The organism is Microbacterium sp. W4I20 (assembly GCF_030816505.1).
Taxonomy (GTDB): domain Bacteria; phylum Actinomycetota; class Actinomycetes; order Actinomycetales; family Microbacteriaceae; genus Microbacterium.
Map to the genome: position 1 here is coordinate 1,005,109 of NZ_JAUSYB010000001.1, position 24,347 is coordinate 1,029,455.

Sequence of the window (24,347 nt, forward strand, 5' to 3'; positions counted from 1 at the left end):
CATTCCTCCGTCGTTCGCGGGCGGCGTACAGCGATCTGCTCGCTTCGGGGACGCGTGCAGAAACCTGTGACTAGCGTAGATGCCACGGCTATAGGCGTGCTGAGAGGGCGATCGACATGGCAGACAACGACCCGACACCCGAGGACTTCCAGGAGTTCCTGCGAAAGATGCTCTCGAATCAGGGCGGTGGGGACATCGACCCCGAAGCCCTGCGGGACGCCTTCCAGGGCATGGAAGGCTTCCAGTTCGACCCGGCGATGATGCAGACGATCATGGCGCAGCTGCAGGGGGCGATGGGCGGCGATCCGTGGGAGAACGCGCTGCGACAGGCGCTGCACATCGCCAACCGCGACGGTCAGAGCATCACCGCCGGATCGCGCAGCTCGCTCGTGGACTCCTTCACGCTCGCGAACCTCTGGCTCGGCGAGGCGACCACGATCTCCGAGCTCTCCGAGGCCCCGACCGCCATGACGCGGGGCGAGTGGGTCGAGAAGACGCTTCCGGTGTGGAAGGAGATCGCGGGGCCTGTCTCGACGAGCATCGCCGACGCGCTGACCTCGGCGCTCGACACGCAGGTCCCGGAGGAGATGCGCGGGGTCGTGCAGGGCGCGGGCAAGCTCATGCGCGGGCTCGGCGGCTCGGTGTTCGCCGCGCAGTTCGGTCAGGTGCTCGGCAACCTCGCGCTCGAGGTCGTCTCCGGCGGTGACGTCGGCATCCCGGTGCTCCCCGCCGGGACGGCCGCCGTGATCCCGCAGAACCTGACCGCCTTCGGCGAAGGACTCGAGATCCCCGAGGACCAGATCGCGCTGTATCTGGCGACCCGCGAACTCGCCTACGCCCGGCTGTACCGGCACGCGAAGTGGCTGCACCTGCACGTGATGGCGCAGATCACCGAGTTCGCCAGCGGCGTGACGGTCGACGTCGACGCCCTCGAAGACGTCGCCAGCCGCCTCGACCCGTCCGACCCGGAGGAGCTGCGGGCGGCGATCGAGGGAGGTGCCCTCCTCCCCACGCAGAGCGAGGCTCAGCGCGAGGCTCTCACCCGGTTGGAGAACCTGATCGCCACGATCGACGGATGGGTCGACGTGGTCACCGCTCAGGCGACCTCACGTCTGCCTGACGGGGCGCGCATCGCCGAGGCCGCTCGACGGCGTCGCGCGGTGGGCGGACCGGCGGAAGACGCCCTGGGCGCGCTGGTCGGGCTGAAGCTGCGCCCGCGTCGGATGCGGGAGGCGTCGGCGATGTGGCAGGCGGTGACGGATGCCGTCGGCATCAGCGGTCGTGACGCCCTCTGGGACTACCCCGACCTGATGCCGACCGCCGAGGACATCGATGATCCGAGCGCCCTGGTCGCCCGGCTCCAGGCGGCGGAGCGGGGCGAGCAGCCCGTCGCGGACGAGTTCGACGAAGCCCTGGCGCGCCTGCTCGACGGAGACGACTTCTCCGACGAGAAGCCCGCGGACGGCGGCGATGGCGATGACGACGCGGAAGGCGCACCGGAGGGCGATCGACCGGTCTGAGTCCGCTCCAGCGCCTCTCCCCCGCGCCGCGGGATGAGGAAGTTCTCCACCGATGCGGTTTCGCACCTCCACGGCATCCGCGGCTTGTCCAGAATCGGGGGATGCCGCTCACGCCGACGACCCTGACCCGCCTGGACCCGAGCGTTCCCCTGCTCTGGCGGGACGAGCGGACGTTGCAGCTCGGTCTCGGCGGTGAGCTGCGGGTCGAGGCCGACAGCGCGTGGGTGGAGCTGCTGCTGAGCCGGATGCGGGCGGGCTTCCGTCGTGGTTCCTTCGACGTCATCGCGCACGGCCTCGGGGCGCCGAGAGATGAGGCGCGAGCGCTGCTGGGCCGGCTGGAGCATCTGCTCATCGACGAGGGAGGGCCGGCGCGACCGGCCTGGGTCGAGATCATCGGCATCACGGACGGACGTTGCGCACACCGTATGAGGGAGGCCCTCGCCGATGAAGGCGTAGCGCTCATCGATCGCTCCACACCGGCTGCGGTCGGAGTCGTGCTCGTGCAGGGGGCTGCGGCCGCCCTGCAGTTCGCGCGGTACCTGCGCGAGGACACCCCGCATCTTCCGGTCGCTTTCGAATCGGGTCAGTTCACGGTCGGACCGCTCGTCGTTCCCGGCGAGACGCCGTGCCTGACCTGCCGCGACACGCACGACACCGACCGCGATCCGGCGTGGCCGCTGCTGCATGCGCAGCTGATCGGCCGTGGTGCGGGGCCGATCACGGCGGCGCAGGTGGGTGAGGCGGCACGCCTCGCGGCGCAGCTGATCACCGCGCGCTCGGGTGCGGCACGCGTTGTGCGGGTCAGCGCCGACGGCTCCCGCGTGTGGCGTGCGGTGACGTTTCACGAAGAATGCCGGTGCCGCGCGCGGTGGTCCCCATCTCCGCGAGGAACCGCGACGGCTCCCGCTCTCCGCGCCCTGCCGACCTCGACCACGACAGGTCCAGCGTTCGCGCGGCGCGCGTGACACCCACATAGGCCAGACGCCGCTCTTCGTCGATCGCCTCGAACGTGGTCGCGTATGAGATCGGGAGCGATCCCTCCGCCCAGCCGGCGAGGTGCACGTGGGGCCACTCCAGGCCCTTCGCCGCATGCAGCGTCGAGAGCGTCACCGTCCGCATCGTCGGCTCGTGCTGATCCTTGGCCCGCGCCATCAGCGCATCACTGAAGGTGCGGAGATTCGCATCGGGGCCGGCTTCCTCGGCCAGACGCAGGATCGCGCGGCGCGCCTCCCACCCGTCGCGCTGCGCACCTCCGGCCACCGGCGGTTCCTCGGTCAGGCCGAGTTCGCGCAGCACCCGCTCGACGCCCGGGAGGAAGCCCTGTTCGGTGGGTGCGACCGCTGCGGCGCGGAGCGCGAGGATGGCCTGCCGAACCTCGGGCATGGCGAAGAACCTGGTGCCGCCGAGTACTGACGTGGGGATGCCCTCTGCGGCGAGCGCCTGCTGCAGGACCGCCGACTGGGCATGGGCCCGGTACAACACGGCGATTTCCGCGGGCGAGGCACCGGCGGAGATCCGCGCCGAGATCGTCTGGGCGATGCCCGCGGCCTCCTCGGTCTCGGTGTCGTACGCCGTGACGGTGGGTGCGTCGGCGGTGAACTGCTCGCGAGCAGGCACGAGTTCGAGGGCACCGGGACGGCCCTGCATCAGCGCGTTGGCCGCGGTGAGGATCGGGGCCTGCGACCGGTAGTTCGTCTCGAGGCGCACGACGGTCGCCCCCGGATGCCGACGCTCGAACTCGAGCAGGAACCGCTGCTCTGCGCCCGCGAACGAGTAGATGGTCTGGCTCGCATCGCCGACGACGCAGATGTCCTGCCGGTCTCCCAGCCACAGCTCCAGCAGTCGGTTCTGCAGCGGCGAGACGTCCTGGAACTCGTCCACCGTGAAGTGCCGGTACTGCTCGTGGACGGACGCCGCGACCCGCGGTTCCGCCTCCAGCATGCCCGCGCAGGCGAGGAGGACGTCTTCGAAGTCGAGCTGGCGCCGTTCGTCCTTCAGCGCCTCGTATCCGCGCATCACCTCGGCCAGCTGGGTGGCGTCGATCCCGCTCACCGGGCGCCCCAGAGCCGCGTACTCGTCGATCGAGCGCATCGACACCTTGCGCCACTCGATCTCCGACGCGATGTCGCGCAGTGTCGCCGTGCTCGGCCGCAGCCGGATCGCGTCGGCAGCCTGACCCAGCATCCGCACCTTGTTGGTGATGATCGCCGGGGCGGGAGAGCCGGCGAGCGTCGGCCAGAAGAAATTCAGCTGCGCGAGGGCCGTGGCGTGGAACGTGCGGGCGGCGACGCCCTCCACGCCGAGGGCTCGCAGGCGTCCGCGGAGCTCGCCCGCCGCCTTCGCCGTGAAGGTGACGGCCATCACGCGGGAGGGCGAGTAGGCGCCGGTGTCGACACCGTGCGCGATGCGGTGGGTGATCACCCGGGTCTTGCCGGTCCCGGCGCCGGCGAGCACGGCGACCGGTCCACGCAGCACGGATGCCGCAGCCCGCTGCCGCTCATCGAGGGCATCGAGTGCGCTCACTCGCGTCCCTCGTACCAGTCGATGATCAGGGCGCGGGCGATCGAGGCAGGACCCGGAAGCCCCACCGGCCCGTCGCCCGCGAGCGCCGATCCGATCTCGGAGCGGGTGAACCAGCGCACATCGACGATCTCCTCGCCGTCGGCGCGCGCTGCCGATTCGTCCTCGACGACGGCGCGGAAGCCCACCATGAGCGAACGCGGGAAGGGCCAGGGCTGCGACGAGAGGTAGCGCAACGACGACAGCCGGACTCCGGATTCCTCTTCGATCTCCCGGTGCACGGTGGATTCGAGCGACTCCCCCGCCTCGGTGAATCCGGCGAAGCAGGAGTACATCCGTCCGCCCCAGTTCGCGTTCGCACCGAGCAGCAGGCGTTCTCCGTCGCGGCTCTCGATCGCGACGATCACGGCGGGGTCGTTGCGGGGGAAGTGGTCGCGTCCGCACACCAGGCAGCGTCGCGACCAGCCACCCTGCCGAAGTTCGGTGCCGCCGCCGCACGTCGGGCAGAACGGCGCGTCCCGCAGCCACCCGGCGAGCGCGATCGCCTCGACGAGCAGCTCGGACTCCCGGTGGTCGATGCGCCCGCCGAGATCGCGCAGGCCGAGCCAGATCTCGTCGGGCGCGGCGTCGAGCGCATCGGTCTCGGGGGCCGCGACCGCCAGCAGGAGCACGGTGCCGTCGTCGTCGCGTCCGAGAAGCGCCCAGGTGGCGTCGACCACGCCCTCGACGGGGACGCGCAGAAGGGTCGAGTCCACCACCCTGACCCGCCCTTCCCGCACCACGATGACGCGGGTCGAGGGGTCGGCGCGCAGGCGGTCGAGCACGTCCGGCTCCTCGCGGAGGTCTGCGGCGCGGTCGAGCGACGGGCGCTGAATGGTCATCGACTCCCCCTTTCACGGGCGTGGCGGGGGCAGGACAACCCCGGCGTCGACCTACCCTGGGGGCATGGGACGCTCTCCTTTCACTCTAGCCGCGGCGGTGACGGCCGCACTGCCCGGCGCGGAGGTCACGGGCGCCCGCCGCCTGAGCGCGGATGGCGATGGCCGGTTCGACTCGGCGGTCGCCTCGCTGGCCGACGGCCGTGAGCTCGCGATCCGTGTCGCCGACGACGACGAGACGGCGCGCGAACTCGCCGCCGAATCGCTCGCTCTGCGGGCGTTGACCGACGGCGCGCGCGCCATGCTGCCGTTCCGCGCGCCCGAATACATCGGCGAGACCGCGGTCGGAAGCGGGCGGGCGCTCGTCACCGAGCTGCTGCCGGGCTTCCAGATCGAGGCGGCGCTGGTGCCGGCCGGGCGAGGCGCGGCCGAGTCGATGGGCGCAGCGATCGCCGCGGTGCACGGCATGCCGACCTCGGTCGTCCGCGGTGCGGGCCTGGTGACACGTTCTGCAGAGGAGAGCCGGGACGAGCTGGCCCGTCTGGTCGACGCCGCGTCGGCCACCGGCCGCGTTCCTGCTCGCCTCACGGTGCGCTGGCGCGACGCCGTCGCCGACGACGATCTCTGGCGGTTCGAATCCACCGTCGTTCTCGGCGGGGTGCAGGCGACCTCGTTCCTGTTCGACGACGACCCGGAGCGCGGCCCCGAGGTCACCGGTCTCGTCGGTTGGCACGGCCTCTCCGTCGGGGATCCCGCCGTCGACCTCTCTTGGCTCTCGGCGGCACCCGACGCGGCACTCGATGTGCACGCCTCGTATGCTCGCGCCGTCGACCGCTCCCCGGACGCCGGACTCGAGGTGCGCGCCCGTCTGCTGGCCGAGCTCGAGTTCGCCCGCTGGCTCGTGCACGGCGACACGATGCGCCGACCCGACATCGTCGACGACGCCGCAGCCCTGCTCGAGTCTCTGGCCGAGGGGCTGCGCACCGACGACCTCAGCATCATCGCGCCGCGCCGCGAGGGCGTGGACTCGGCCCTCGACGCGCTCGGCCGGGTGCCCGCCGCCACGGTCGCCGACGTCGACACCTCGATGCAGACCGATGCGTACAACCCGAACGAACTCTGGATCGAGGCGGATGCCGAGTCGGATGCCGACGCCGAGTCAGACGCCGATGCCGACGTGAGCGAGCCGGGCTCGGCGGACGAAGGCGGCTCGGACGGGAGCGCGGCCACTCCCCCGCCGTGGGCCGCCGAGCGGAGCGACACCCGTCCCGCGCAGAAGGACGACGCCGCCCACCGCGCCGAGGTGTCGAGCATCGAGACCGAGGACCTCTCCGCCGTCGCCGGTCTGTTCGCCGGCACGAACGGCGTCGCCGGGGTGCGCGAGGATTCCCATCCGCTTAACCTGCGATCGGCCACGCCTGCCGCCTCGGACACCTCCGATTCGGACGACTCCGAGGACTCGGACGACTCGGAGGAGGCTCAGCGTGCCGCGCGGGCGGCGCTCCAGCGCTGGAAGAGCTCTTCCTCGGAGTAGACCCGGTCGCCCCGGATGACGAGGTCATCGCCCACGTAGTACAGGGCGACGTCGATCTCCTCCAGGGGGACCCCGAAGCGCCGGTGGTAGGCCAGGCGGTAGAGCGCGAGCTGCAGCATCCGCTCGTCGCGTTCCTTCGCCGTTCGCGGAGCCCGACCGGTCTTCCAGTCGACGATCTCGATGCGTCCGCCGCGGTCGGCGCGGCGATACACGGCGTCGAGCTTGCAGATGACGATGTGCCCTTGGTCGACGGGGTCGACGCCGTCGAGTCCCGCGCCGAGGGCGAAGTCGATCTCGATCTCCACGGCGATCGGTTTCAGATCGCCCCATTCGCTGCGTTCGAACGTCTCCTGCAGCGCGGCGAGATCGGCGGAATCCGCAGACGCCATCTCTGGAGCCGTGTCGTCCGGACCGAATCCCGGCTCGGGCGACAGCTCGTCCTCGTCGAGCTCCCACAGCGCTTCGTCCACGCGGCTTCCCACGCCGACGAGCTCGGATCTCTGCTCGACCCAGGCATGGAACAGCGTGCCCAGACGGGTCTGGCGGTACGGGCGCTCGGGCATCGGCCGGACGATGGATGACAGGGTGCCGGTGAAGTCGGTGACGTAGTCCTTGAACCGCGAGGCCGGCACGCGCGTCGGCGCGGCCGCATCGGTGCCGCGCTGTCGGGCGGCGCCCTCGGCCAGCAGGCGGGTGAGCTCGACGGAGGGCTCTGCCCGCCCCGCGCGGATCGCATCGTCGACGGCCGCAGCCGCCGCGGTGACGACACCTCGGCGCCCGCCCAGCGGATCGAGGGGCCAGCTCAGCGTCGATCCGGGGCCTTCGTACGGATTCTGGTCCGGATCGACGGGTTCCACGGGATCGAGTCCCTGCACCTCCATCGCCTCGACGAGAAAGGGGCTCGGTGTGCGCGGCGCCTTCTGGCCGGCCCAGTGCGCCCCGCTGAGCAGGAGGTCGGTGCGGGCACGGGTCACCGCGACGTAGGCGAGTCGGCGCTCCTCCTGCTGCTGATACGCGCGATAGGCGTCCTTGAAGCGTTTGAGCGCCCCGCCGTGCGGATTCGCCTTCGTCGCACCTCCGGAGAGCGAGGCCTGCGCGAGCTTCTGCCGCTTCGCAGGGTCGGTCTCCTCACCCATCGCCCCGATCGGATCCCATTCGAAGCGCGGCAGGGCGTCACGGTCACCTCGCAGAGCGAACGGCACGACGCCGAAACCGAACCATCCGGACGTATCGGAGACGCGGCTGGGGAGCTCATCGACCACGAGGCGCACCACTGCGACGGCGTCCCACTCCAATCCCTTCGAGCCGTGGATCGTCAGCAGCTGCACGACCCCCGGTTCTGGGGGCTCGGGGCGCGGCATCAGCTCGTCGGTGCTCTCCGCCTTGTCGAGCCAGGCGAGCAGACTCCCGATGGAGCCCCGTTCGTCGGCGGCGAGGAACGCCCGGACCTCATCGGTGAAGGCACGCAGCTGCGTCGCCGCGATTCGCGCGGGGCCCCTGGTCTCGTTCGACGCCAACTCGATGTCGAGCCGGAGCTCGAGCTCGATGAGGCGGATCAGCTCGGGGATCGGCTGGGACGCCGCGCGCCGCAGCCGCTCGAGCATCTCGCCGGCCGCGCGGATGCGGGTGCGGCCGTCGGGCGTGATGGTCTCGAGCAGGCGGTAGTCGTCGCGCACCGCCCGCACCACGTCGACCGCGTCGATGATGGAGACCGCCTCGTCTGCTCCGCGGGACGAGCGCAGCTTTTCGCGCACCTCTTCCGGGAGCGGAGCCATGGCAGTGTCCCGCTCGGCCAGGGCTCGGCCGAGGTCGTACAGCGCCCCCATGTCGGCGACTCCGACGCCGAAGCGGGGACCGGTGAGCAGACGGATCAGGGCCGAGCCCGCCGTCGGGTCGTGCACCACCCGCAGCGTCGACACGACATCGACGACCTCGGGGGTGGTGAGCAGTCCGCCGAGCCCGAGGATGCGATGCGGAATACCGCGGGCCGCGAGCGCTGCGGCGAAGGTCTGCATGTGCCGCTTCGAGCGGAACAGGATCGCGCCGGTGTGCGGGACGCCGCCCTGCGCGCGCCCGGCCAGGCGGGAGGTGTGCGCGGCCCGACGGTCGGCGAACCACTCCGCGACGGCGTCGGCCTCGTCGTCGACCGTGAACGGGAATCGGACGCTCACCTCGCCGGCGCCTGCACCGGGACGCGATTCGAGCGGCGGCACGTCGAGGCCCGGGCGCTGGAGCGGTTCGAGCACGCGATTCGCGATGTCGAGGATGCCGCGATCGTTGCGCCAGCTCGTCATCAGGCTGTAGGTGCGGGCCTTCTGCGTACTCGAGAACGTCGCCGCAAACGCGTAGAGGTTGTCGGCACTCGCGCCGCGCCAGCCGTAGATCGACTGGTGCGGGTCGCCGACCGCCATGACGGCCGAGTCGCGGAAGAGCTCGGCGAGGAAGCGGGTCTGGATGACGGAGGTGTCCTGATACTCGTCGAGCAGCACGACCCGGTGCTGCTCTCGCAGCTCGGCGCGCACGTCGGGAGCCGACTCGACGATGTCGTACGCCCCGCCCACCTGGTCGGCGAAGTCGAGCACTCCCCGTCTGTGCTTCTCGGAGATGTAGTCGCGGACGAGTCGTGCCAGCGTCGGCAGGCTGAGCAGGTTCGTCGCCGCCTTCTCGACGTCGGCGTTGCCCCGGTAGGGCTCGAACGCCCGAGCCTGCTCGAGGGCGATCCGCTCTGCCAGGTCGAGATCGACCCGGTGGTCGAGCGCATCTCCGGCGAGGCGCTGCACGGCATCGATGACCGTGCCGAGTGCGAAGTCGATGTTCTCGAGCTCGGGAAGATCGCTGCGGAGCACGACCTCGCGGGCCAGCATCCAGGACGCCGCCTGACTGAGCATCGCCACGTCGGGATCCCGTCCGATCCGGGCGGCGTGCTCCCGGACGATGCCGTCGGCGAAGGCGTTGTACGTCGAGACGCGCGGCCGCACCATGAGGTCTTCCGCGGCGCGCGGCGTCTCGGGATCCCATCCGGTGCCGAGCTCGGCGGCGAGGTCATCGAGCACATGAGCTCGGACGAGGTCGCGCTGCCGGCCGGGAGCGGCCTCGGTGACCCGCTGGAGGGCGCCGTCTCGCACGATGCGCCCCAGGTGCGGGAGGAGCCCGCGGCGACCGAACTCGTCGATCACCGCGAGCCGGTGGCCGATGCGCTCGGCGAGCTCGCCCGCCGCCTTGCGCGTGAAGGTCAGACCGAGGATCTCGTCTCGGCGCACATGGCCGTTGGCCACCAGCCACACGACGCGCCCCGACATGGTCTCGGTCTTGCCACTCCCGGCACCTGCCACGACCAGCGCGGGCACGGGCGGCGCCTCGATCACCTGCTGCTGCGCCGGGGTCGGAGACGGCTGGCCGAGCGCCGTCGCGATGTCGACCGCCGAGAGAGCTCCCTCACCGGTCCAGTCGGTCATGAACTCACCGCCGATACCGTGTGGATCCGACACGGATGGACGCGGCGCTGCGTGTCGCCGCAGTGCGATTCGACCTGCGCCGTGAAGCTCGAGGCCGACATGCCGCGGGCCGCACCCACCACCCTGCGCAAGAAGGCCGACCTCGAATCGTCATCGAGCGTGTGCTGGTGGGCGATGCGGTAGTCGCTCTTGGCGAGGGTCTTCGACACGATCACGAGTCGTGCACCGGCGAGGGACTCCGGTGGGGCGCCCTCGACGAGCCCCTCCTGCACGGCGACCTGGTAGGCGGCGAGCTGGGCGTGCTCGAGCACGCCGGAATCCGACTCGGGGTCGTTCTTGCCGGTCTTGAGGTCGACCACGACGGTCGGACCGGGGGCATCGCCCGCCATCCGCTCCCAGCCGCGACCGCGGGCATGGGGGTGTTCTCCGAGGCCGGGCGGGTACGCCTCGACGCGGTCGATGTAGCCGTGGATGATCGCCTGGTTCGCCCGATCCTCGCCGACGGCGTGCACGGTCGGGAGGGCATCGTCGGTGTCGGGGACGTCGACCGCGAAGCGGAACTCGACCTCGCTCCCGATCACTCGACCACCGTCGCCCTGCACGTCGCCCAGGTACGTGTGCAGCCGATCGACGAGGAGGTCGGCGCGGCGGCGCTCCTTGCGTCCGATCCACTCCGTCTCGAAGTCGAGTTCCGGCCAGTGCTCGGCGACGATCGCGCGCATCTGCTCGAGATCGCCGTCGGGGACCCGCTCCATCGCCTCGTGCACGATGGTGCCGATCCCGGCGGTCGGCGGCATGACCGTGTCTCCGCCCAGCGACGACACGACCCAGTTGAGGCCGCACTCCTCGTAGGACTCCATCTTCGACGGCGACACCCGCGCGCCGGCGACGGCGAGATCGCGCAGTGGCGCATCCGTCGAGGCGGGGGTCACCCCGTACCACTCGGCGGGGTCCGCTCCCGGCACTCCCTCGCGGGCCAGCACCGACAGCTGCCCGGCGGCCTCGCGCCGCAGCGGCTCCGATGGCACAGAGGTGAGCGTGCGGCGATGCCGTGCGACCAACCCGCGGAGAGTGAGCGGATGCTCGGCCGATGCATGACGCTCCGGCGGATCGGGCGCAGGAAGGAAGCCGAAGAACGCGCTGGGGGTCAGGTCGTCGTCGTCGACCGCCGTGATGAGGAGCCGGTCGCGGGCGCGGGAGATCGCCCGGACGAACAGCCGCAGCTCGTCGTGCAGGGCGGCTCGACGACGGTCGACGACCCCCGGAGGCTCGACGCTCACACCGGTGCGGGCGGCCTCGAGTGCATCGGCGAGGCGCCAGGTCTGCAGCAGTCCACCACGCAGTCGTACGTTCGGCCAGACGCCGTCCTGCACCCCCGCGACGACGACCGCATCGAACTCGGTTCCGAGCGCCGTCGCCGGGGTGAGCAGCGTCACCTTCCCCGGTCGGTCCGGCGTCGAGAGGGAGTCTTCCGGCACCTCGCTGTCGAGGATGTCGCGCACGAAGGCGTCGGGCTTCTCATTCGGCGTGCGCTCGACGAACCGCTTCGCCGCGTCGAACAGCGACACGAGGGCATCGAGCGATCGTGCGGTCTCCGCGCCGGTGGGGAGCAGCGAGATCTCGCGCCACGCCACCTGCAGTCGCCGCCCGTCGACGGCCCTCGCCTGGTCCCACACCCGCCAGAGCAGGTCGTGGATCGTCTCGCCCTCGACTGCGGCACGGGCGACGGCGTCGATCGTCTCCGCGAAGCGCTCCGCCGTGCGCGATTCGGGCGCATCGATCAGGGTCAGGTGCGCGGGATTCGCCATCGCTTGCCGCAGCAGTTCTCGCGCCGGCGTCGACCCGCCCTGCGCGAGCTCGATGTGTCGGAGGCGCGCGCGCAGCCGTCGCAGGCCGATCGCATCCATCCCGCCGAAGGGCGTGCGCAGCGCTTCTTCCAGCGCCTGCGGGGTGCGCTCGTCGACCGGAGTCAGCGCGAGCCGGACGATCCCGACGATGTCACGCACGATGCCCTCGCTGCCGAGCGGCCGCTGCACGCCCGCGGCGCGCGTCGGGATCTCCCTGGCGGCGAGCTCGGTCTCGAGCGTGGTCACCTGCCGCGTGTCGTGCGCGATGACGGCCATCTGATCCCAGCGGATGCCATCGCTGAGATGCCAGTCCCGCATCACCCCGGCGATGCGGTCGAGCTCCTCGTGAGGCGACGGTGCGAGGAACGTCGTCACCGCGGCGGCCACCTCGTCGGTGGCGGGCAGCGGGGCGCGCCGATGATCCACTCGACCCGACACTCCGATCGCCTGCGTCACCGTTCGCGTGAGCGAGGTCAGCGCCGGCTGCTGGCGGTGCGGTCCGTCGAGGACGTGGACCTCACCCAGCGCGCCGGCGAGCTGCGCGAACAGCTCGGGGCTCGCCCCGCGGAAGGCGCCGGACGAGATGTCGGGGTCGCCGAACGCGAGGACCGCGATCCCCCGCGTCTGCAGCGCGCGCACCACGGCGATACCGCCGCGGGTGAGCTCCTGGGCATCGTCGATCAGCACGACGCGCAACGGCGCCAGGGGGCCGAGCGCCGCGGCATCGGCCGTCTGCAGGATCATGCTCGCCTCGCTCAGCAGGTCGGCGGCGTCGCGGTGCGCCGAGCGCGCCGCATCGAGCACCGATCGGTACTCGATGAGGAACTCGCCGGCGGCCGCCCACACGGCGTTGCCCGACGTGCGCAGCTGCTCGGGCTGGACGCCGATCTCGGTGCACTCGGCGAGGAAGGCACGGAGCTCGGACCGGAACCCCTTCGAAGCCCGAACCGAGACGCTGAGCGCCTCGGGCCAGAGGATGCGCCCGTCTTCCGCGTCTCCGGCGAGGAGCTCGGCGATGATCCGGTCCTGGTCAGCGCCGGTGAGCAGGGCCGGCGGCTCGGCGCCCGCGCGCACCATCGCTCCGCGCACCAGCTGGAAGGCGAACGAACCCAGAGATCGGGCGAGCGGCCCCGGGGTGGCCTGGCCGATGCGGACGCCGATGCGGTCGCGGAGGGCCGTGGCCGCCTGCCGGCTCGGGGTCAGCACGAGAACCTGTTCCGGCTTCATGCGCTCGGCGTCGAGCAGGTGCACGACTCGGTCGACGAGCGTGCGGGTCTTCCCTGTACCGGGAGCGCCGATGATGACCCCCGACGCGGTCGCCTGGGCGAGCACGACGGCTCGCTGCGCGGCATCCGGTGTCATGTCCTCCACGCTATCGGGACGTCCGGACATCGTCGCTCCGGCCCGCTCGTGCCCTGTGCGCTCACGGCGAAACCGGCCCGCCCCGCCGATCCTGCCCTGGTCACGCGCGGTAGAGTTGGCGAGTCCGACGAACTTCGAGGAGCACCCGTGGAAATCCGCATCGGCATCATCAACACCGGCCGTGAACTGAGCTTCGACACCGGCGCGAGCGCGGACGAGGTCCGCACCCAGGTCTCCGCCGCACTCGAGCAGAGCTCGACGCACCTGAACTTCTCCGACGTGAAGGGCAACTCCTACCTCGTCCCGACCGCGAACCTCGCCTACATCGAGCTGGGCACCGAGGAATCGCGCCGCGTCGGCTTCGTCGCCTGACCCCGCGATGTACATCCTCCTCGCTCTGATCGGCGCGTGTGCTCTCGGCATCGGCGCGCACTACCTGATCGGCGGCCGCGAGCTGCGCGGCGTGGTGGTCACTCCGGCGATCGCGACTGCCGCGGCCGCCATCCTGTACACGAGTCTGCAGTGGGCGGGCGTCGGCGAGGACAGCATCTGGCTGTGGCTCGCCAGCGTGCTCGGCGCGGTCGTCGTGGCAGTGCTCGCGACGCTGGCGCTGGTCGCTCTGCGTCGGCGTTCGGATGCCGAGGCCAGGGCAGCACTCGGCATCTGATCCGACGGGACGCCTGAGGTGGACGCACGACGCACGCTGTGGTGGATCCGCGTCTGCATCGCCGTGATGATCCTCGGCCTGTTCGTGAGCGGGGTGACGGCATTCCCGCTGAGGGTCGAGCTCGTGATCGGCTCCGACCTGCTGCATGCCTCCCCCGCCGTCGACTGGTTCCCGGACGCGGTCGCCTGGGTCGACCGGGTGGCCGCCGCTCTGGTCGACGTGGACGGCCGCTATCCCTTCATCTCCTACGGCACCGATTGGCTCGCGTACGCGCACCTCGCGATCGCCGTGGTGTTCATCGGCCCCCTCGTCGATCCGGTGCGCAACATCTGGGTGATCCAGTTCGGCGTGATCGCCTGCGCCGGGATCATCCCGCTCGCGCTGATCGCCGGCGGCGTGCGCGGCATCCCGCTCGGATGGCAGCTGATCGACATGTCGTTCGGCGTGATCGGCGTCATCCCGCTTCTCATCGCCTGGCGGCTCACACGGCGGCTCGAGCGGATGCGTTCCGTCTAGGAGGCGAGGCCCATCGCGTCCATCCGCCGGGCGTGCGCGCCCATGAGCTCGGTGTACACCGGTTCGATGCGCTCGTCGTCGGCGGCGAGGTGCTCGGGCCGCAAAGCCGAGCGGCACACGAGGATGGTGTCGCCCACGAGGCGACGCGCCCACATCGACAGCAGCGAACGCCACTCCTCGTCGCTCTCGATGGTCTCCTGGATGATCGCGACGATCTCGTGCCGGGCGTCGTCCTCACGGAGGATCTGGGCGACCCGGCGCCCGGTGTCGGCGTAGCTGGACGCGAGCGCCAGATAGAAGTCGTCGAGCATCCCGGCGGTGATGTACACGGCGAGGAGCGTCTCGCGGGGACGTGCTCCGATGGTCTTGCGGCGGAACGCGTCGAGGTTCTCGCGGAACGGCAGCATCACCTGGGTCGGGTCGTCACCGCGCTCGGCGATGACGTCCACGATCGCGCGGTGCTTCGTGAGGGCCGCCCCCGCGGCGCGCGAGAGCGACTCCTTCTCCGACAGCTCCGGCGTCGCACGGATGAGGCGGGTGAGGGTCTCGAAGTAGCCGAGCTGCAGGTAGGCGGCCTGGCCGAGGAAGCGGTCGAGCTCCGGCGCGAGTTCGGCGAAGTCGACACGGGTCGCGTCACCCTGATCGCCGCGGCTCCGCAGAGCGAGCGTGCGGCGGGGCGCGGCATCGCGCTGCCAGAACCACTTAACCACGAGGTCTCCCTACCGAGTTCGCCACGTCGTTCACAATACTCGCGCACGGGTGCCCTTCCTGGCCCCTAGCACGGCTCGGGTAGGCTGGGCGTGTCCCGCCGTCGGAGCGGGACCCCGCGCCTGTGGCACAAGAGACGGCGTGGATCCGTTTACGTGGCGATCCCACCGGTCGCCGGACAGGCAATTGAACAAGTGACAACTTTCGCTGACCTCGGCGTCGATCAGGACATCGTCGACGCAATCGCCGCAAAAGGCATCGTCGACGCATTCCCCATCCAAGAGCAGACCATCCCTCTCGGCCTTCCCGGCCAGGACATCATCGGCCAGGCGAAGACCGGAACGGGAAAGACCTTCGGTTTCGGCATCCCTGTCGTCCAGCGTCTGGGCCCGAACCCGGAGCACGGCGTCAAGGCACTCATCGTGGTGCCGACCCGCGAGCTCGCCGTGCAGGTGTACGAGGACATCGATCTCCTCACCAGCAACCGCTCGACCAGCGTCGTCGCGATCTACGGCGGCAAGGCGTACGAGGGTCAGATCGACCAGCTCAAGGCCGGCGCGCAGATCGTCGTCGGCACTCCCGGTCGCCTGATCGACCTCGCCGGCCAGCGCCTGCTCGACCTGTCGAACGCGACCGAGGTCGTGCTCGACGAAGCCGACAAGATGCTCGACCTCGGCTTCCTCGCCGACATCGAGAAGATCTTCCAGAAGGTGCCTGAGGTGCGGCACACGCAGCTGTTCTCGGCGACCATGCCCGGCCCGATCGTCGCCCTCGCGCGCCGGTTCATGACGAACCCGATCCACATCCGCGCGACCGACCCCGATGAGGGGCTGACGCAGGCGAACATCAAGCACCTGGTGTACCGCGCGCACTCCATGGACAAGGACGAGATCATCTCCCGCATCCTGCAGGCGGAGGGCCGCGGCAAGACCGTGATCTTCACCCGCACGAAGCGCGCAGCGCAGCGTCTCGTCGATGAGCTGGGCGACCGCGGCTTCAACGTCGGCGGAGTGCACGGCGACATGGGCCAGGACCAGCGCGAGCGCTCGATGGCCGCGTTCAAGGCCGGCAAGCGCGACGTGCTCGTCGCGACCGACGTCGCCGCGCGCGGAATCGACGTCGACGACGTGACGCACGTCATCAACCACACCATCCCCGACGAGGACAAGACGTACCTGCACCGCGCCGGTCGTACGGGCCGCGCCGGCAAGACGGGCATCGCGGTGACCTTCGTCGACTGGGAGGACCTGCACAAGTGGGCCCTGATCAATCGCGCCCTCGAGTTCGGCCAGCCCGAGCCCGTCGAGATCTACTCGTCGAGCCCGCAGCTGTTCGAGGATCTCGACATCCCCGCCGGCACGAAGGGTCGTCTCCGGGCTGCTCCGAAGACCGAATCCGTGAAGACCGAGCGCACGCGTCGGCCCGAGCGGGCAGCGGATGCCGCCGCCGAAGGCACCGACGAGGGCGGGACGCGCCGCCGCCGGCGCCGTCGCAACAGCGAGAACCCGGTCGGCTCGACGTTCGCCGAGGGTGCCGCCGAGGCATCCGGCAGCGAAGCGCACTCCGACCAGTCCGCCGATCGCAGCGCCGACGGCGGCGGAACCCACGACGGCGCCGGCAAGGAGCACCACGACGGCAAGCCGGCTCCGGCGCGTCGTCGCCGTCGTCGTCGCGGCGGCTCGGGCGCTCCCGGCGCAGCGCCGGTCGCCGGCGCCTGAACGACTGACTAGTCCAGAGGGGCGGATGCTGCGCGAGCGGCATCCGCCCCTTCGGCGTTCTCCGCGGACGGACCCCGCAGCGCGGCCGGCACCTGCGGCGGATACACCCACGCCACCAGCACCACCGAGATCACCATCAGCAGGAACCAGGAGCTCAGCTTGCTGAGCGACACCGGCTGCCATGCCTCGATCTGGTCGGGATACGCCCACGCTCCCGCCCACGTGCCGATGTTCTCGGCGAGGTAGATGAACACCGCCACCCCGGCGAACGCGAGCAGCAGCGGGAGTCGGATGATGCGTCGCCACACGCGCGCGTGCATGACCGTGGGCATCCACAGCACCACGACGCCGGCCAGCAGCAGCCAGCGGGCGTCCCACCACCAGTGGTGGGTGAAGAAGTTCAGGTAGATGCCGGCGGCGAGGATCGCGGTCAGGCAGCGCCGCGGATACCGGGCGAAGCCGAGGTCGAACATCCGGTAGACGCGCACCATGTACGAGCCGACCGCCGCGTACATGAACCCGCTGAACAGCGGCACGCCGCCGATGCGGAGGATGCCGTCCGCGGCATACGCCCACGAGCCGACGTCGGTCTTGAACAACTCCATGACGGTGCCGGTGAGGTGGAAGAGCACGATGACCCACAGCTCGCGGCCGCTCTCCAGCCGGAAGACGAGCATCCCGATCTGGATCAGCACCGCGGCGATGGTGAGCGCATCGTTGCGCGCGAGAGCCGCATCATCCGGGTACCACAGCTGCGCGGCGACGATCACGACCAGGAGCGCAGCTCCGAAGATGCACGCCCACGCCTGCTTGAGGACGAAGACCGTGAACTCGACGAGTCCCGCGCGAATGCCGTTGGCCGGAGCGCCGAGGAGCACGCGGTGGGCGAGCGCATCGACGCGGCGCTCCAGGGAAGTCGCTCGCTGCATGCCGTCGACCGTATCCGCGCCGTTCGACAGTCGGCCGGGAGAGTCCCGGCAGTACGCCGTGGATCAGGGGAGTCGCGGAGCCGTGCCGGTCCCGCGGTCTATGATCCGCGCGACCATCTCCTCGGCCGTGGTGTTCTCACCCGGACGGTTCGGCTTTCCCGTGCCGTGATAGTCGCTCGATCCCGTGACGATCAGATCGTGCGCCGCGGCGATCCCGCGCAGGACGTTCTTGCCGCGTTCGGTGTTCTCGCGGTGGTCGATCTCGAACCCGCCGAGCCCCGCGTCGATCAGCCGCTCGATGTACGGGACCGGCATCATCATGTCGCGCCCGGTCACCGGGTGGGCGATGACGGCCACTCCCCCGGCGTCGGTGATCAGCCGTACTGCGGTGAGCGGGTCGGGCGCGTAGTGCGGTTCGTAGTAGCCCTCGCGGGGGTGCAGGATCCCCTCGAACGCCTCGGTGCGGTCGCGGACGATCCCGCGCGCCACCAGCGCGTCGGCGATGTGCGGGCGTCCGACGGTCGCGTCGAGCATGGTCTGCTCCAGCACGTCGTCCCAGTGCAGGTCGTAGTCGCGGCCGATGTTGCGCACGATCCGCTCGGCGCGGCCGATGCGGTCGCCGCGGATCCGATCGGTCTCAGCGCGCAGCGCCGCATCCTCCGGGTCGAAGAGGTAGCCGAGCACGTGCACGCTGCGCCACTCGTGCTTGGCGGAGAGCTCCATGCCCGGGAGGAACGTCATCCCGAGTGCGGTGGCGGCGTCGCCCGCCTCGACCCATCCGGTGGAGCGGTCGTGATCGGTGAGGGCGAGCGTGCGCACGCCGCTCGCGTGGGCCTGTCGCACCACCTCGGCAGGACTCTCCGTGCCATCGGAATGGTTGGAGTGCAGGTGCAGGTCGGCGGGACCGGCGAACCCGTACGACGGATTGGACATCCTCCGAGCGTACCGATCAGCACCCCCGTCGGACGCGCGGCACGGCAGGGACTTCACAGGCGGCGCTTCTAGGCTGGAGGGGATGCTTCGACTACTGGGGATCCTGTTCACCGTGCTGCTCGCGATCGCCGCGGCCATCACGGTGTGGCCGCAGTTCTTCCACCTCGAGCAGACCTATCCGTTCGCACAGCTCGTGTCGGTTCGCGGGCTGGTCCTAGGCGGTTTCCTGATCCTCGCGGTGCTCGCGCTGCTGCTGATGTTCGCCCGGCCGCTGCGCGGCTTCGCAGCATCCGTCCTGATCGTCTCGCTGCTCGCGGCAGGGGCCGTCGGCGTGGTCGGGGCCACCCGCGGCTTCGGAGCGTCGGCGCTCCCCGAGAAGACCGAGAGCAGCGTGCGCGTGCTCACCTGGAACACCGCCGGTGAGGCGGTCTCCGCCGAGCAGATCGCGCAGCAGGTCCTCGAGCAGGGGGCCGACATCGTTGCGCTCCCCGAGACGACCGAGGCCGTCGGCGAGCAGATCGCCCTGATGCTGCGCGAGCAGGGGCATCCGATGTGGGTGCACCACGTGCAGTTCCGGCCCGACGTGCCGAACGGACCGCAGTCCTGGCAAACGACCGTGCTCGTCGCGCCCGATCTCGGCGAGTACTCGGTGATCGAGTCGTCGAAGGACGGCACGAGCAACACCGGTTCGGTGCCGAGCGCGGTCCTGATGCCGATCGACGGCTCAGGACCGACGATCGTCGCCGTGCACGCGGTGGCGCCGCGCATGGAGGAGATGGAGCAGTGGCGGAGCGATCTCCAGTGGATCGCCGACCAGTGCCCGGCGGGCGACTTCATCCTCGCCGGTGACTTCAACGCGACTGTCGACCACATGGCGCCGCTGGGTGTCGAGGGCGGCGACATCGGGTACTGCCGCGACGTGGCCTCCCGCACGGGCAGCGGACTCGCCGGCACCTGGCCGAGCTCGCTGCCGCCGCTGGCCGGCGCGCCGATCGATCATGTGATGGCTTCGCCGAACTGGGCGCCGTCCGGCTCCCTCGTGCTCGACGACGCGGGCGGGAGCGACCACCGCGCCCTCGTCGTGCAGCTGGAGCCGGCCGGCTGATCTCCCGCTCCTGTCGCGCAGATGACAGACTGGAGGGATGAGCACCGGAGAGCGCGACACGATCGCAGAAGCCGCCGTAGAGATCCCCGCCGAGGCCACGACCGAGGCCGTGGAGAACAGCACCACGAACCGCAAGCAGCCCTTTCCGCAGGGCTTCCTCGACACCATCTCGACCGGGTGGGCCGAGCGGCCGGAGACCCTCCCCGCTCCCCGGGCCCAGGCGAGCTTCGCAGCGGCGCGTCGCGCAGCGGTGTCGGCGGCGTTCCCGGGCAAGCGCCTGGTGATCCCGGCAGGATCCCTCAAGCAGCGCAGCAACGACACCGACTACGTGTTCCGCGCGCACTCCGCCTTCGCGCACCTCACCGGCTGGGCGTCCGATGCCGAGCCCGACTCGGTCCTCGTCTTCGAGCCCACCGACGGCGGACATGACGTCACCCTCCACTTCCGCGAGCGCGCCGACCGCACCACCACCGAGTTCTACGCTGACGCGACCGTCGGCGAGTTCTGGATCGGCCCGCGGCCGTCGCTCGCCGGCGTGGCCGGCGATCTCGACATCGCGACCTCGCACCTGCACGAGTATCTGCCGGTCGACGGCGAACTCGTCCTCGAAGACGACGAGGACCTCACCCGCTTCGTCTCCGAGCTGCGCCTGATCAAGGACGAGTTCGAGATCGCCGAGATGCGTCACGCGGTGGAGATCACCGCGAAGGGGTTCGACGACATCATCCGCGAACTGCCCCAAGCGATCGACCACGCCCGCGGCGAGCGCGTCGTCGAGGGTGTCTTCCACCGGCGGGCCCGGGAAGACGGCAACGGCGAGGGGTATGACACCATCGCCGCGTCCGGTCCGCACGCGTGCTACCTGCACTGGACGCGCAACGACGGCGGGGTGGTGCCCGGCGACCTGATCCTGGTCGACGCCGGCGTCGAGGCCGACAGCCTCTACACCGCCGACATCACTCGCACGCTCCCCGTCTCCGGCAGGTTCACCGAGGTACAGCGCCGCGTGTACGAGACGGTGCGCGAAGCAGCGGATGCCGCGTTCGCCGCGGCCCGCGTCGGTGTCCGCTTCCGCGATGTGCACGCGGCCGCCATGACCGTGATCGCCCAGCGCACGGCCGAGTGGGGTCTGCTGCCGGTCACGGCGGAGGAGGCGCTCGATGCGGACAAGGGCGGCCAGCACCGTCGTTACATGGTGCACGGCACCTCGCACCACCTCGGCATCGACGTGCACGACTGCGCGCAGGCGCGTCGGGAGATGTACTACGACGGCATCCTCGCGCCGGGCATGGTCTTCACGATCGAGCCGGGCCTGTACTTCCAGATCGACGACCTCACGGTGCCGGCGGAGCTGCGCGGCATCGGCGTGCGCATCGAGGACGACATCCTGATGACGGCCGACGGCCCGGTGAACCTGTCGGCGGACATCCCCCGCACCGCCGACGAGGTCGAGGCCTGGATCGCCCGGCTGCAGAGCTGACCCGACTCGATGCACGAGGGCGAACTCACGCTCGACGACGCGGCGGCGGGACAACTCATCGCACGGCGGTTCCCCGAGCTGGGTGAGCTGCCGCTGCGGCGGGTCGACACCGCCGGCACGGTGAACACCATCGTCCGCGTGGGTGATGAGCTCGTCGCGCGCTTCCCGCTCCTCGGCGCCTCGGAGGCGGAGCTGACCGGCGAGGCGGCGGCGATGGACGAGTTCTCATCGATGAGTCCGTTCGCCGCGCCTCGATCGTTCGGCATCGCTCCCCCGTCGGACGGGTATCCCTCCGCGTGGTCGGTGCAGACGTGGGTGGAGGGCGAGCTCGCCGATCCGGAGCGGGATGCCGCATCGGAACTGCTCGCTGCGGATCTCGCGTCGCTCATCACCGCGCTGCGTGCGGCCGATGTGCGGGGACGCGTGTTCGACGGTCACGGCCGTGGCGGCGATCTCCTCGACCACGAGGAGTGGGTCGCGCACTGTCTCGAGCAGAGCGGGCATCTGATCGACGAGCCGCGTGCGACGGCGCTGTGGGCGAGGCTGCGCATGCTGCCACCCTCGGGCGCGGACGTCATGAGCCACCGCGACCTCACGCCCTTCAACCTGCTGGTCGGCGGGCAGGACGGTGCAGCCCGACTGTGTGGCGTGCTCGACACCGGCGGTTTCGGACCGGCCGACCGCGCGCTGGACCTCGTCGCCGCGTGGCACCTGCTCGATGCACCGGCGCGACAGGTGCTGCGCGACGACGTCGGAGCGGGCGAGGTCGAGTGGCGGCGCGGAGCGGCCTGGGCGTTCCAGCAGGCGATGGGCCTCGTCTGGTACTACGAGCAGTCGAACCCTCCGATGAGTGCTCTCGGACTCTCCACGATGCGCCGTTTGCTCACCGACGAGGAGCTGTCGGCGCTCGCCTGACCCTCGGACTGGATCAGAAACGGTGCGGGAGCGGGCCCCGCCAGAGCATTCTTGATCCAGCATCGCTCCCTGAGCGGAGACCTGTCACGCCTGCCTCCCGCGGAAGACGGCGGTCCGGAGTTCGACCGCCCAGACGTCGCGGGCCGGCATGTCGCGCGCCTCGGCGACCGCGATCTCAGCCTCGATGTCGTAGGGCACCCGCACGAACTGCACTCCGAACGGGTCGGAGGCGGAGGCGCCGCCCTCGAGGATCACATACGACGGCGTGGGCTCGTCGAGCGGATTGCCGACGCTGCCGACGTTGAACAGGGTCCGCCCGTCTTCGGACTCGATGTACGCATCGTGGATGTCGCCGTAGCCGACGACGTCGGGAAGCGGACCGTCGCCGGTCATCGCGGTGTTCTCGAACATGCCCGCGAACTGCTCGGGCGTGTGGTGGAAGTGCACCCGCACGTGCGGGCTCTCGGCCGACGCGTGGAACAGCCGGATGCGCCGCCCACTCAGCTCCAGGTCGAGACTCAGGGGCAGCTCGGACAGCCACTTCCTACTCGCCTCCGACAGCTCGTCGCGCCACCAGACCATCTCCGGCGGGCCGTCATCGGGGATGCCGGCGAGGAAGTCGTCCCAGTTGCCGCGCACGCTGACCTCGCACACCTCGCGGCAACGGATCACGGCCTCGTCACCGCGCGGACCCTTGCCCGCGGTGTCACCCAGGTTGATGATGCGCCGGATGCCGCGTGCCGCGATGTCGTCGAGCACGGCTTCGAGGGCGGTCAGGTTGCCGTGAATGTCGGAGATCAGAGCGATGCGTTCAAGACTCACCCGGCCATCCTCGCACTCAGCGCCGGACGAACTCCGCAACGAATGGAGCCAGGGACGCCCCGATCTCGGATGCCGGGCGCTTGCGGCCCTTCACCTCGAACGTGTGCCCGCCGCCGTCGATCCAGACGACCTCGGCCTCCTGACACGTCGCCACGGCTTCCTCGAACTGTTCGACCGGCTGGATGAACGGATCGTTCGTGCCCTCGACGAACAGCTGCGGCACGCCGATGGCCGGCAGGTGCTCGATGCGCGGCTTCTCCGGCTTGCCGGGTGCGTGGAGCGGGTAGCCGAGGTACGCGAGCCCGTCGACGACGAGCCCGTCGGCGACCGCCATGGACGCCATCCGTCCGCCGTAGGATTTGCCGGTCGCCCAGATCGTCGCACCGGGGTCGGTCTCGCGCGCGAAAGCCACCACCGCGCGCCAGGTGGCGATCGCGTGCGCCGCCGGCCCCGGCATCCGCCGCCCCTGTTCCACGTACGGAAAGTTGAAGCGCAGCGTGGAGAAGCCCAGCTCGCCGAGTGCTTCGGCGAAACCGGTGAGGAAGGGGTGGTCCTTCCCGGTGCCGGCGCCGTGCGCGATGATCACCGTCGCGCCGCTGTCGCCGGCGATCCAGTCCGCAGAGATCGATGTGGGGCCGGTCGGCAGCTCGAGCGCGATGTCGACCATCAGCGCACCGCGGACGGGTGCGGCCTCATCAGACGCCGGCCTGCGGCGTCGCCGGTCCCGTGCCGGGACCGTCGGGCTGCGCCACCGGATCCGCCGGACGCGGCGGCACGACAGGCTCCGGAGCAGGCTCGGGAGCGGGTGCCGGGTCGCCGGCGGGAGCGGGAGACGGTTCCGGAGCAGGAGCAGGCTCCGGGGCGGGCACAGGCGCGCCGGCCGGGATCCGCTCGCCGTACCGGGGAGGCTCGTCGAGGTTCACCGGGGGTCGCACGGGGGCGACCTGAGCCGCACCGAGGACGTTGCGTGCCTTCGAGAGCGACGTGGCCATCACCGTGACCTCGTAGTGATCGGCGGCGAACTGGGTGACGCTCGCGAAGTCGCGACGACGACGCACGATCGCGTAGGTCACGAGGCTCAGCAGCATGCCCACGGCCACGCCGATGAAGACGAAGCCGACGAACAGCTGGATCGGCACCTCCGGGTTGCCGAGCACCAGGATCGCGGAGAGGAAGAGTCCGATCAGCACGCCGTTGATCGCACCGGATCGCGCCGCAGCCGCGTAGCCCAGCTTCCCGGTGACCCGCTCGACCGTGCGCACGCTCTGCCCGACGATCGCGATGTCCCGGGCCGGCACCTCCCCCGCGATCAGCTTCGACACCGTCTTCTGCGCGCTCTCATAGTCGCGCGTCGAGGCGACGATCTCGCCGGTGTCGCTACCGTTCACAGGTCGGTTCAGCATGCTCATCCGGCTATTCTTTCACGCCCTGCCCCTGC

General features: G+C 70.7%; 19 protein-coding genes. 9 read left to right on the forward strand and 10 right to left on the reverse strand.

Annotation, left to right across the window (positions count from 1 at the left end):
• Nucleotides 1–116 precede the first annotated feature (116 nt).
• The gene (locus QFZ21_RS04935; protein WP_307374989.1) at nucleotides 117–1,520 is read left to right on the forward strand and encodes a zinc-dependent metalloprotease; all 1,404 of its coding nucleotides are present in this window, start codon (nucleotides 117–119) and stop codon (nucleotides 1,518–1,520) included.
• A gap of 801 nt (nucleotides 1,521–2,321) precedes the next feature.
• Here the strand turns inward: QFZ21_RS04935 and QFZ21_RS04940 are convergent.
• On the reverse strand, nucleotides 2,322–4,043 hold the full coding sequence (locus QFZ21_RS04940; RefSeq protein WP_307374991.1) for an ATP-dependent helicase: 1,722 nt from the start codon (nucleotides 4,041–4,043) through the stop codon (nucleotides 2,322–2,324).
• On the reverse strand, nucleotides 4,040–4,921 hold the full coding sequence (gene nudC, locus QFZ21_RS04945; RefSeq protein WP_307374993.1) for an NAD(+) diphosphatase: 882 nt from the start codon (nucleotides 4,919–4,921) through the stop codon (nucleotides 4,040–4,042). The genes QFZ21_RS04940 and nudC overlap by 4 nt, the downstream gene beginning before the upstream one ends.
• A 64-nt stretch (nucleotides 4,922–4,985) precedes the next feature.
• On the opposite strand from nudC, the gene QFZ21_RS04950 reads away from it, so the two are divergent.
• Nucleotides 4,986–6,452: a phosphotransferase gene (locus QFZ21_RS04950; protein WP_307374995.1), complete on the forward strand. Its 1,467-nt coding sequence runs from the start codon at nucleotides 4,986–4,988 to the stop codon at nucleotides 6,450–6,452.
• Here QFZ21_RS04950 and QFZ21_RS04955 read toward each other — a convergent pair.
• Both QFZ21_RS04955 and QFZ21_RS04960 read right to left on the reverse strand, forming a co-directional pair.
• Nucleotides 6,398–9,907: an ATP-dependent DNA helicase gene (locus QFZ21_RS04955; protein WP_307374997.1), complete on the reverse strand. Its 3,510-nt coding sequence runs from the start codon at nucleotides 9,905–9,907 to the stop codon at nucleotides 6,398–6,400. The two genes, QFZ21_RS04950 and QFZ21_RS04955, sit on opposite strands and share 55 nt — an antisense overlap.
• The gene (locus tag QFZ21_RS04960; RefSeq protein ID WP_307374999.1) at nucleotides 9,904–13,116 is read right to left on the reverse strand and encodes an ATP-dependent DNA helicase; all 3,213 of its coding nucleotides are present in this window, start codon (nucleotides 13,114–13,116) and stop codon (nucleotides 9,904–9,906) included. The genes QFZ21_RS04955 and QFZ21_RS04960 overlap by 4 nt, the downstream gene beginning before the upstream one ends.
• 147 nt (nucleotides 13,117–13,263) lie before the next feature.
• On the opposite strand from QFZ21_RS04960, the gene QFZ21_RS04965 reads away from it, so the two are divergent.
• Genes QFZ21_RS04965 through QFZ21_RS04975 form a run of 3 tightly spaced genes read left to right on the forward strand, consistent with a single transcriptional unit; the run spans nucleotide 13,264 to nucleotide 14,299 of the window.
• Entirely contained in the window at nucleotides 13,264–13,488 is a 225-nt protein-coding gene (locus QFZ21_RS04965; protein ID WP_046013903.1) for a DUF3107 domain-containing protein, read from the forward strand.
• Between the two features lie 7 nt (nucleotides 13,489–13,495).
• Nucleotides 13,496–13,783: a hypothetical protein gene (locus QFZ21_RS04970; RefSeq protein WP_307375002.1), complete on the forward strand. Its 288-nt coding sequence runs from the start codon at nucleotides 13,496–13,498 to the stop codon at nucleotides 13,781–13,783.
• 18 nt (nucleotides 13,784–13,801) lie between these two features.
• Complete coding sequence (locus tag QFZ21_RS04975) at nucleotides 13,802–14,299, forward strand: hypothetical protein (protein WP_307375004.1); 498 nt, start codon at nucleotides 13,802–13,804, stop codon at nucleotides 14,297–14,299.
• Here the strand turns inward: QFZ21_RS04975 and QFZ21_RS04980 are convergent.
• A complete protein-coding gene (locus tag QFZ21_RS04980; RefSeq protein ID WP_307375006.1) occupies nucleotides 14,296–15,009 on the reverse strand; it encodes a ferritin-like fold-containing protein in 714 nt (237 codons plus the stop codon). The genes QFZ21_RS04975 and QFZ21_RS04980 overlap by 4 nt on opposite strands.
• Before the next feature lie 192 nt (nucleotides 15,010–15,201).
• On the opposite strand from QFZ21_RS04980, the gene QFZ21_RS04985 reads away from it, so the two are divergent.
• Nucleotides 15,202–16,725, forward strand: a complete 1,524-nt coding sequence (locus QFZ21_RS04985) for a DEAD/DEAH box helicase (protein ID WP_307375008.1) — start codon at nucleotides 15,202–15,204, stop codon at nucleotides 16,723–16,725.
• 8 nt (nucleotides 16,726–16,733) lie between these two features.
• On the opposite strand, the gene QFZ21_RS04990 is transcribed toward QFZ21_RS04985, so the two are convergent.
• Together QFZ21_RS04990 and QFZ21_RS04995 are read right to left on the reverse strand one after the other, a co-directional pair.
• Nucleotides 16,734–17,654, reverse strand: coding sequence for a DUF817 domain-containing protein (locus QFZ21_RS04990; RefSeq protein WP_307375010.1), 921 nt, complete (start codon nucleotides 17,652–17,654; stop codon nucleotides 16,734–16,736).
• Nucleotides 17,655–17,717: 63 nt separating this feature from the next.
• Nucleotides 17,718–18,587 (reverse strand): PHP domain-containing protein, encoded by an 870-nt coding sequence (locus tag QFZ21_RS04995; RefSeq protein ID WP_307375012.1) that lies wholly within the window; start codon nucleotides 18,585–18,587, stop codon nucleotides 17,718–17,720.
• 82 nt (nucleotides 18,588–18,669) lie between these two features.
• On the opposite strand from QFZ21_RS04995, the gene QFZ21_RS05000 reads away from it, so the two are divergent.
• The 3 genes from QFZ21_RS05000 to QFZ21_RS05010 are packed head-to-tail and all read left to right on the forward strand — an operon-like array spanning nucleotide 18,670 to nucleotide 22,087.
• Nucleotides 18,670–19,692: an endonuclease/exonuclease/phosphatase family protein gene (locus QFZ21_RS05000; protein ID WP_307375013.1), complete on the forward strand. Its 1,023-nt coding sequence runs from the start codon at nucleotides 18,670–18,672 to the stop codon at nucleotides 19,690–19,692.
• A 37-nt stretch (nucleotides 19,693–19,729) separates the two neighbouring features.
• Nucleotides 19,730–21,172 (forward strand): aminopeptidase P family protein, encoded by a 1,443-nt coding sequence (locus QFZ21_RS05005; protein WP_307375015.1) that lies wholly within the window; start codon nucleotides 19,730–19,732, stop codon nucleotides 21,170–21,172.
• A gap of 9 nt (nucleotides 21,173–21,181) precedes the next feature.
• Nucleotides 21,182–22,087, forward strand: a complete 906-nt coding sequence (locus QFZ21_RS05010; RefSeq protein WP_307375017.1) for a phosphotransferase — start codon at nucleotides 21,182–21,184, stop codon at nucleotides 22,085–22,087.
• A gap of 84 nt (nucleotides 22,088–22,171) precedes the next feature.
• Here QFZ21_RS05010 and QFZ21_RS05015 read toward each other — a convergent pair whose 3' ends face one another.
• From QFZ21_RS05015 to QFZ21_RS05025, 3 genes are read right to left on the reverse strand one after another with little or no spacing between them, the layout of a single operon-like run.
• Nucleotides 22,172–22,909: a metallophosphoesterase gene (locus QFZ21_RS05015; protein ID WP_307375019.1), complete on the reverse strand. Its 738-nt coding sequence runs from the start codon at nucleotides 22,907–22,909 to the stop codon at nucleotides 22,172–22,174.
• Nucleotides 22,910–22,925: 16 nt separating this feature from the next.
• Nucleotides 22,926–23,576, reverse strand: coding sequence for an alpha/beta family hydrolase (locus QFZ21_RS05020; RefSeq protein ID WP_307375021.1), 651 nt, complete (start codon nucleotides 23,574–23,576; stop codon nucleotides 22,926–22,928).
• Nucleotides 23,577–23,604: 28 nt separating this feature from the next.
• Nucleotides 23,605–24,318: a general stress protein gene (locus tag QFZ21_RS05025; protein WP_307375022.1), complete on the reverse strand. Its 714-nt coding sequence runs from the start codon at nucleotides 24,316–24,318 to the stop codon at nucleotides 23,605–23,607.
• Between the last annotated feature and the right edge of the window lie 29 nt (nucleotides 24,319–24,347).